We start from the raw sequence: 8,716 nt of genomic DNA, 5'->3' as shown, positions 1-8,716 counted from the left end.
GTGACGGTCTCCGCCGGCAGTCGGTCAGCCATGTGTTGCGCCACCGTGGCCAGGACGGGGCGATGCGGGTATGCGGTATCGGCCGTTGTCCGCCGCGCAGTTCACGGGGCAGAATTTCGTGATCGACGGTGGCATGACGCGCAAGATGATCTATGACGAATGGGTATATTCCGTCATTGCGTACCTCGCCCGCTACCCCCGACCATCGCCATCACCGATGCCCGCACCTTGTCCATCGGCGAGGAGGCAATTCACCCCGCGCAACACCGACTACCACACCTATAGTCGACACCTCCGCATACCCCTGGCGGGTGGGGAGTTCTTGCGGCGTGTTCTGCTGCCCATGCTCATCCGCGTTGATGCGCGTGCGCCACTGCGGCGATCTCGCCAATCGCTGCCGGCGGAACTGCCTGGAGCAGTTCGAGTCGCACTGGCTGCCAGAGAGACACAGGCCACGGCCGCCGGCCACACCGCCCCTGTGTGGAGGAAGGCCCTGCCCCGGTGTGCGTGTACCCGCGTTGCCGCCGAGGGAAGATGGCGTTGATCTGCCTCATTGCACCGAGCCAAGTGTTGCGAGGCACACTGCAGGAGAGGGGTAGAAAGCGATAGCGACGATGACGTGAAGCCAAATCACCCCCTGTCTGCGTTGCCCTGGCCGAGGCAGCACGGGGGAGCGCGCATGCGCTGTGCCCGAGTTGGAATTACTCGGCGACAGGCGCTATCTGGGGTGCAAGGCATTGGCGCGAGGATCCCGTCCGTGGAGCCCACGACCCTCCACGCGGCGAGTCCTGATCGTCATCACACGCTGCGACCATGCGCAGCACAGGCCTCATCCTCCTTGAGGCTCTGGCCTGCATCCCGACCGGCACGCCCCTCGGGGACCTTCCGGTCGGAAATTCTCCCGGATTGTGACCTCCCCCGTCGTGGGTGGTGGCACCTCCCGCGCGTCCAGCGCGGCCGTCTCTACCCAGGTGGTGATAGCCGCCGATGGCGCTGACGCGGGTCCGCGGGTATGCGAGACTGTAGGCATCAGATCGAGCACCAACCGAGTAACAGCCATGGGCGTGCCAACGACATCAACGCGGAAGAAGGTGAAAGTGCGCTCGAGTGCGCACAAGGCCGCCGTGCGTCGTTACTTGACGCAGGCGTCCCGGGAGTCGTTGGCGGCCGAAGGCATTGTGTACAGCGATCGGCAATGGAAACGGGTGGTCTCGGCTGCACGCAAGGGGCAGCCACCGCGCTCGGCCAATAAGGCAGACACGGCAATGACGGATCGCAAGGCGGTCTCCCAATCCCTTACCCAGGCTTACCGCCGCGTCAGCGCTCGCTCAAGCAAGCGGTCGAGGAAATAACGGCGCTCATCGTGGACGGCCTTGCGAACCGCGTAGTGATACCGCTTCCGCGCGCCGGAGCGTTGCAGGTGCCAATTCAGCCCGTACCCACGCTGTAAGGCGATCACCTCACACAGCTTCCGAATGATCCGGCCGTTACCGTCCGGAAAGGGATGGATGCGTGCCAGCTCGCAGTGTAGCTCACTCAGGGCCGCGAGCAGGGAGCGCCGTTCTTCCCGGGCCCTGCGAAGAAGCGGGTTGGCGAAACCCCGAAAGAACCTTTCCACTTGATGAGGGACTGCCTCGTGGGGCGGAGTCGGGAAATCCCTGCGTCCTACCCAGACATCCTCCCTCCTGAGTTCTCCTGCCCAGGGGAAGACATGGACCAGTAGCCGTGCGTGGAAGTCCTGCATGGTGTGTATGCTGATGCGCAGGGTTGGGTAGTGCTCCTCGATGTACTCATCGAGCCAAATCTGCCCTACCGACTCCAGGTGAGCTTGCTCGACCGTCCAGATGGCGCCGGCGATGTTCGGGTGAGCAGGCTGCATCCCGGGGCCACCGGCTACGTTTGCGGAGACGAACGCAAGCTCCCTACGCGGGAATTCTGTGTCATAGCCGCCCAAGCGGATGTGGACTTCAGCGGTGGCACGGTCGAGGAGCCAAGTGATGTCGCACAATCGTGCTGATGGTTCATGCCATACCACGTCACCGACTTGATACTGGGAGCGCGACGGATCCAGAGCGTGCATAGCATAAGGTTGGCCGGTTCGCGATTTCACGCCTCTGCGGCCTGTCCTGACCACGGCTCGTAACCAGGCAGCCCTCCTCTGGATGCCAGTACCAGTACCGGTACTGTGGGCACGTCCCCGTGCGCTTGAGATAGACCACGCCGCTGGATCCCCCGCTCGCTGCCCCGGCGCTAATGTGCTGCAGCCGCCGTCGAGTATGCAGCCATAGGATAACTGTCTATAGATCTTGGTGTTGGCGTTGTTGTCGCCCCAGTTTGAGCGAATAACACAGTGCGCGAATCGAGCAATGAGTAGAGGAGTGGATACGCTTCTGCGCAAATGCACGTGGCTTAGTCGTCACCGCCAAGCCGTGGCTGCTGCTGCGGCCCAGGTCCCTCGTGTGGCCAGCGGTTGCGGGCCTGTTCCCTGGTGCCGCTCGAAGTGCCGTTTGAACGCCGAATACGGTAGAAGATCGCTATTCATAACAAGGCGGATGGGACCATTTTGGGTCGGCGTAAGAGAAGGAAATATGGTGACCTGGCGATGCCGGTTCTCGGACTTGGTGCGCTCTGGATTGTCGCCAATCCGTGGAATACGTCTGCCTTGTTTAAGCGAGGGAGGGGATGCCGGAATTTCAGGCGTTGAATTGCCCGGCGAGTGGTCGCTACAACTTTTGCAAGCGCTTGAGTGGAAACGCTTTGAAGAGCTGGGTGCTGCCTATTTCGAGATGAAAGGTCATGCCGTGCAAATGACTGGCCTCGGAGCGGACGGGGGTGTGGACTGCTACCTCTACGGTCGAGGCGGCGGAGTGTCCAAACCGCTTGGCGCAGTTCAATGCAAAGCTCGGAGGTCAAGCCGCATCGGCGTAAGGCCTGTGCGAGAGTTGCTGGGTATTATGACTGATGTAGGCTGCCCGCTGGGCATATTCATCACAACCACTACGTATACCGCGGAGGCTGAGCAATTCGCCGTCGGCAAGCATATCCAGTTGCTGGTCGGCAACCGGTTTTTGAGCCTTATCCAGTCGTTGCCAGCGGATGAGCAGGGCGAACTGCTCGCACGCGCGACCGCCGGCGACCACTGGACTCCCTCCAGTCCGCGCTGTGGAACCAAGCTCATCCTGCGGACGGCCCGTCGCGGCAAGCGCGTCGGCAGCCAGTTCTGGGGGTGCAAAAACTACCCCGGATGTCGCTATACCATGCAGGTAGGAGCGGCATGAGAGACTTTGGCTCAGCGGCTTCCGTCTTCGAGCTCGCCGATACCAAGGCTCCAATCCATCAAATCGGGAACGTGGCCTGCAAGTATCTCCGGGGTGATGTCCGTGCCCGGGTGCAGGGCCTCCAGTACGATCGTGTGGAGGGTGTCGAAATCACGCGCATCCAGCCTGCGGAGGCAAATACCGCTTGCCCAATGGGCAACGTGGGTGATGTTGCCACTCGCGGTGATCGCCTTCACTGGCTCGGAGGCCACCAACAGCACGAGCAGGCAGGGAAGGCCGCGTCGTGCCTGCGCCGGTGCCTGAGTGATTCGGCTACCACGTAAGCCAAGATCGACCGTCTCTACCCAGCGCAGAACGGATTCCTCGATCAGGAGCTGTGCGCTGAGCTGCTTTGTGATGCGCTTGTTGCTTCATCGCCTATGTCAAACGACCTCAGCCGCCTCAGCTGCACTCGGGCACAGCCGCGGGACTAGCGCGGCAAGTTACGGGCCAAGGGCGTATAGGCGGCATAAACCACCTTTTTGGCGGCCGACAGTCTCGCCTGACCCATGCGGGCAGCCGCGGCCGGCGGTCACACCGACTCGACAATCGCCGCAGGGTAGCGTCCCGGCGCCCGAATCCATCCCGTTGACGCACTTGCGGGGTACGGCTCCGCCTCCCGCCGGTCTTTTGGACAGGCGAGGCCATTGCCGCACCGCCAGCGTCGCTGCCCCAAGGAGGGTCATCGTTGGGTCATCCCCTCTCGTCGAACAGCCCCGCTAGGGCGGCGGCCGGCGAGGCGCTCGCCGCAATGCTTCGCGCTCAGCCGCGTTCGCGTCCAGGTGTGTGAGAATCTTCTCGATCACCTCGGGAGACTCGATGCAGGCGATGACCCGCACTGCCCCGCCACACCCCGGGCAGGTTTCATCGGGTACAACAACATCCCTGTACCCGACCGCCTCGCGGCAGCCCGCGGTTGTGCAAATCGGCACTCCTGCCGATTTGTCGATGTGGATGCCGATATCGCAGCGCACCCGAAGGAAGCCATGCTCGAGCCGCCCGCACTTGAGATAGTCTTCGAACTCCTGCTGCAGGTAATGCGGTAACGGCCGGCCCTGCCCGGCCAGGTGGTCAGACTATCTTGCTAGCTCCACCACCCACTATATATTGGGTTGATGCTTCGCTTTGATGGTTTCGTAGGTGGCGGGCGGATTGATCACGGCCTGCTCCAGGAGCCGGCAGAACAACAACCCCCGCGATCGTGCTGAGCGGCGGTTGAAGCGCAAAGCGAACTCATCGAGATAGTGGTCCAATTGGGCGGGGTGCACTGAGCCTTGGTGGGTGCTCAGCAGCCATCGCTTAAGCAGCGCGGAGATCCGATGCACACCGGGCATGGCAAGATGCGCGGGCTCCCGGGCCCCGAAAAGAACGGTGGCCCCGCGTTCGTAGCCATATTCGTGTGGCTGATTGCATCGACAATGAACGGCATAATGTGTTCGCGATCTTTCTTCTCGACCCGGGCGAGACGCACACGGCCAAAGCCCTTGGGTTCATGAACCTACACGGCGATCACCACGATCGACTTGGCGAGATGCCGCCGATGCGGTCTATGTGAGCTTCGAGGCCGACAGAGTCGAAGGTGGCTTCGTGTCTGGCAGCGGCTGGCCGCGGGACGGTGACTGCGCCTCGGACGAGGCGAGGAGGCGGCAGAGGATACGCAGGCGTTCAGCGGCGCCCGGATCGGCGAGGTGGTGGACGATCTCGTCGACTGCGGTCTTGGAATCCTCGCGCACGGCGAGATAGCGCTCGATGTCGCCGCGACCAAGCAAGCCGGTGGCGGCGCGAAAAGCCTCGTAGCCCTCGCCGCCGAGGCGCTCGCGCAGCCAGGCTTGACCGATCCAGGCATGGAGCTGGCCGTAGCCGAGCCCGGTGCGCACGGCGAGATCCAGCGCGTCGGCGCGTGCGAGGTTCTCCATATTGTCGTAGCCCTCGCGCACCAGGCGCATTTCGTGCGCGTAGCTCATGCCGTTCAGCTCGCCAAGCGAGGTGGCGCGGTAGCTCCGAGTCGTCATGGCGAGCAGGGAGCTTGCAGTCTTCTCAAGCAGCAACAACGCCCGACTCGGGAAATAGCCGAGGAAGAACGCGATCACCGGCAAGGCATGCACGGATTGGCGGTAGGCCGCCGGGTCGCCGGCGGGATCGGCGCGGAGGATCGCCGGAAGGAGGAAGCCGAGCACGACTGCCAACAAGCTGGCGGTTACCATGCGCACACTCCCCTCAACGAACGTACTCGGGCTCAGGTCAACGGTGAAATAACTGCGCATCAAGTGGGTGAGGAAATAGACATAGGCGCCGAGAAAACCGAACTGGAACGCGGTCAGACTAACCACGAGGCGATTCTGGTAAGTCGCTGAGTCAGGCGGCTCCAGGATGAACGGCCCGAGCAGCAGCAGATTGGCGCCGGTATCGTAGCTGACGCCGGCGACCTCGCCGTCCATGCTGGGCTTGAGCAGAAGGATCGCCGAGGCGCCGAGCAGCACCACCAGCATTAGCGCCGCGACGCTGCCGAGATAGCGCCGGAAACGGAAGTTCTCCTGCACCCTGCGATGCACCGTCAGCTCTACTTCCGGCCAGTCGCGCGCCGGAATCTCGCGCGCGAGGCGCTGCTCTTTCTCCGCTGCCATGACGGCGACATACCGCCACACGATCACCGGGACAAACAGCACCGCCGTCGTCAGCAAGAGGAGATTGTACTGGAAGAAGACCGGATCGTGCCATTCTATGACGCGGGTCAGCGCCAGCGGCTCGCTCGCCACCACCAGTGCGAGTGCCACCACCACCGGCGGCAGGGTCAGCAACAACAGCCAGCCGTATTCGGAGGCCGGTCGGGCGGGCCGAAGGACGCCGTCCTCGGTTTCGGAACGTCTACGCGCCATGAGCATCCTCCCGGCCGCGACGCACATCAGGCACACCGGTCATGCGAGAAGGTCGCTATTATACGCCCATAGCCTGCGCCAGCGCCTGACGCAGGCCGTTCAGGTGATCGAAGGGGCGGCCCAGCTCCTCGACCTGGGGCGGCAGGCTCCAGCCGGCCAGCTCGAGATGATCGGCGCGCACGGTGATCGGCCGCGTGCCCCAGGAAGCTGAGGCGACGCAGACCATACCGTCATTGGGGCCTTCCTCGGCCGTTAGCATGCGGCCATAGGGGACCAGGGTGCGCGCCAGTTCCACCTCCGGGCGCTGCGCCACCACCGCGGTGTAGTGCACGTCATCCCGATCGGGCACCCGTTGATTGAACGCCGCCGCCGCCTCCGGGGTCAGGTCGAACAGCGCCCCGCGATCGAACATGCGCGCGAGGCGGGCGAGGCCTCGGGGCGTATGTATCGCCCAGTGTGCCAGCGAGGAGCCGCGATGCGGCGTGCCGAGCGTGAGCACCGCGATCACGCGCCGGCCAGGATCGCGGTGCCTGGCGATGTCGCGGGCATCGAGTCCGCCCATGCTGTGCCCGACCAGCACGATCTGCTCCTCGGGCAGGCCGGCCATGACCTTCGCAGCCTTGCCGGCACGACGCGCAACGCTGCCGGTTACAGACACGCTCGGTACCACGATCCGAAAGCCCGCCGCCTGCAATTCCGCGAACAGCGCCCGGCAATGCCGCCAGTACAGCCATCGCGGAAACACCCCGAGATAGCCGTGCAGGAACAAAATCGCAGTGGAGCGGCCGTCAGGGAGCGTCAGCCGTCGGGTCATCTCGAGCCACCCTCCGTCGGTCATCAGCGGCACCGGAAACCATCGATGTGCCTGAACATGCTCACGGGTTGCAGCCCCGCCTACCGTTCCGGCTCGCTGCCCGTGTGCCGTCGCGCTTCCAGCAAGCTCGAGGCGTTACGGATCATAGCGTATCTTCCTCTATCCACTGCGCGCCGACGCCCGAGAGAGCCTGGCTTCAGCGCCAAAATTTAATTGCTGAGCCCAACCACCACCAGCAGCGTAATGCGACGGACCATGGCACCGTGCGCGGGGTGACTCCAGTCATGATCGTGACAGGACTACAACTCGTTGCAGGCCTGACGCTCCTATATTTCGGGGCGGAATGGCTGGTGCGCGGCGCGTCCGCACTCGGCCTGCGGCTCGGCCTCACGCCGCTCGTCATAGGCCTCACGGTCGTGGCGTTCGGCACCAGCGCGCCGGAACTCGCGGTCAGCCTCGAAGCGGGTCTCGCCGGGCGTGGCGCGATTGCGCTCGGCAACGTGATCGGCTCGAACATCGCCAACATCGCGCTCATCCTCGGCATCGCGGCGCTCGTGCGACCGTTGTCGGTCCAAGCGCAGGTCATCCGTATCGAAGTGCCGTTGATGATCGGCGCTTCGCTGCTGTTGTGTGCGCTGCTGTGGAACGGCGTACTCGGCCGCGTTGAGGGGGCGGGCCTGGTCCTCGCGCTGGTCACGTACGTCGTGTACAGCGTGCGCGCGGCCCGCGCGGAGACCAACGCGATCGTCACCGCCGAATACGCGGACCTGGTACCGGCGGCGGTCCGGCCGCTGTGGCATTACGCGCTGCTCGCGGTCGTCGGCCTCGCGCTGCTGGTCACAGGCGCGAACCTTCTGGTTGACGCCTCGGTGGAGATCGCGCGTCATTTCGGACTGCGGGAGGCACTGATCGGCCTCACGATCATCGCGGTCGGCACGAGCCTCCCCGAGCTCGCAACGTCCGCGGTCGCGTCCAGACGCGGCGAAGGCGACATCGCCGTCGGCAACGTGCTCGGCTCCAACCTGTTCAACATACTTTGCGTGCTCGGATTAGCCGCGTTCGTCGTGCCGCTCGCAGTCGGCGACGTCTCGTGGGTCGACCTCGGCGTAATGGTCGGTTTCGCGCTGGTCGCGTTGCCGGTGCTGCGCAGCGGTTTCGTCATCTCACGCATCGAAGGCGCGTTGCTCCTCACAGGCTACGCGGTCTACCTCGGCTGGCTGGTGGCGAACGCGTGAACCTCGCCCGCGAGTTCCCCTACGACGGCATTATCCACCTGAACCATGCGGGTGTCGGCCCGTGGCCACGCCGCTGCGCGGATGCGGTGCAGCGGTTCGCCGAGCAGATGTGCACGCGCAGCCATGGCGGCGCGTTCCCGGACTGGATGGAAACCGAGGCCCGGCCAGTCGCCCGGAGACGCGCTCGAGGCGGCGTGCGACGAGCGCACCCGCCTCTTCACGGGGAGCACCGTGTAGTACGGCACCGGCTATCGCATGGACTGCCCCCGTCTCGGGCGCTACTGCAGCGCGCGCGGCATCCTGTTCTTCATCCATGGTAAGCGTCTGAGGAGCCAATGTCCGTCGCCGCCAGCCCGAAACCCCAAGAACTCTCCCCCGCCACTGCCCTTTTTGCGATCAGTTTCAGCCGTCAGGTCAGCTGAGGGCCTGCCGTGCCCTCCGGTTGCCAGCATCCCGGGTTGAACGCGGGGAACG

General features: G+C 64.3%; 6 protein-coding genes. 2 read left to right on the top strand and 4 right to left on the bottom strand.

Annotation, left to right across the window (positions count from 1 at the left end):
* Positions 1 to 1,306: 1,306 nt before the first annotated feature.
* Positions 1,307 to 1,879 carry a Fic family protein gene (locus QZT63_RS09210; protein ID WP_290650531.1) on the bottom strand — a complete coding sequence of 191 codons (573 nt, stop codon included), beginning with the start codon at positions 1,877 to 1,879 and terminating at the stop codon, positions 1,307 to 1,309.
* A 709-nt stretch (positions 1,880 to 2,588) separates the two neighbouring features.
* On the opposite strand from QZT63_RS09210, the gene QZT63_RS09205 reads away from it, so the two are divergent.
* The gene (locus tag QZT63_RS09205; RefSeq protein WP_290650529.1) at positions 2,589 to 3,278 is read left to right on the top strand and encodes a restriction endonuclease; all 690 of its coding nucleotides are present in this window, start codon (positions 2,589 to 2,591) and stop codon (positions 3,276 to 3,278) included.
* Between the two features lie 11 nt (positions 3,279 to 3,289).
* Here QZT63_RS09205 and QZT63_RS09200 read toward each other — a convergent pair whose 3' ends face one another.
* From QZT63_RS09200 to QZT63_RS09190, 3 genes are all read right to left on the bottom strand, one after another.
* Entirely contained in the window at positions 3,290 to 3,514 is a 225-nt protein-coding gene (locus QZT63_RS09200) for a hypothetical protein (RefSeq protein ID WP_290650527.1), read from the bottom strand.
* Positions 3,515 to 4,864: 1,350 nt separating this feature from the next.
* A complete protein-coding gene (locus QZT63_RS09195) occupies positions 4,865 to 6,193 on the bottom strand; it encodes a hypothetical protein (protein ID WP_290650525.1) in 1,329 nt (442 codons plus the stop codon).
* Positions 6,194 to 6,251: 58 nt separating this feature from the next.
* A complete protein-coding gene (locus QZT63_RS09190) occupies positions 6,252 to 7,031 on the bottom strand; it encodes an alpha/beta fold hydrolase (RefSeq protein ID WP_290650524.1) in 780 nt (259 codons plus the stop codon).
* Between the two features lie 260 nt (positions 7,032 to 7,291).
* Here QZT63_RS09190 and QZT63_RS09185 point away from each other — a divergent pair, with 260 nt between their 5' ends.
* Complete coding sequence (locus tag QZT63_RS09185; RefSeq protein ID WP_290650522.1) at positions 7,292 to 8,242, top strand: calcium/sodium antiporter; 951 nt, start codon at positions 7,292 to 7,294, stop codon at positions 8,240 to 8,242.
* The last annotated feature ends 474 nt before the right edge of the window (positions 8,243 to 8,716 follow it).

The sequence above is a fragment of the Aquisalimonas sp. genome, assembly GCF_007120195.1.
GTDB lineage: Bacteria > Pseudomonadota > Gammaproteobacteria > Nitrococcales > Aquisalimonadaceae > Aquisalimonas.
The sequence above is the reverse complement of the archived record's forward strand: the minus strand, read 5'-3'. Positions and strand labels throughout refer to the sequence as shown.

What these genes read in the sequence shown, in the direction of transcription:
- QZT63_RS09210 (WP_290650531.1), bottom strand. Translation starts at nt 1,879, where the DNA reads ATGCAGCCTGCTCACCCGAACATCGCCGGCGCCATCTGGACGGTCGAG.
- QZT63_RS09205 (WP_290650529.1), top strand. Translation starts at nt 2,589, where the DNA reads ATGGTGACCTGGCGATGCCGGTTCTCGGACTTGGTGCGCTCTGGATTG.
- QZT63_RS09195 (WP_290650525.1), bottom strand. Translation starts at nt 6,193, where the DNA reads ATGGCGCGTAGACGTTCCGAAACCGAGGACGGCGTCCTTCGGCCCGCC.
- QZT63_RS09190 (WP_290650524.1), bottom strand. Translation starts at nt 7,031, where the DNA reads ATGACCGACGGAGGGTGGCTCGAGATGACCCGACGGCTGACGCTCCCT.
- QZT63_RS09185 (WP_290650522.1), top strand. Translation starts at nt 7,292, where the DNA reads ATGATCGTGACAGGACTACAACTCGTTGCAGGCCTGACGCTCCTATAT.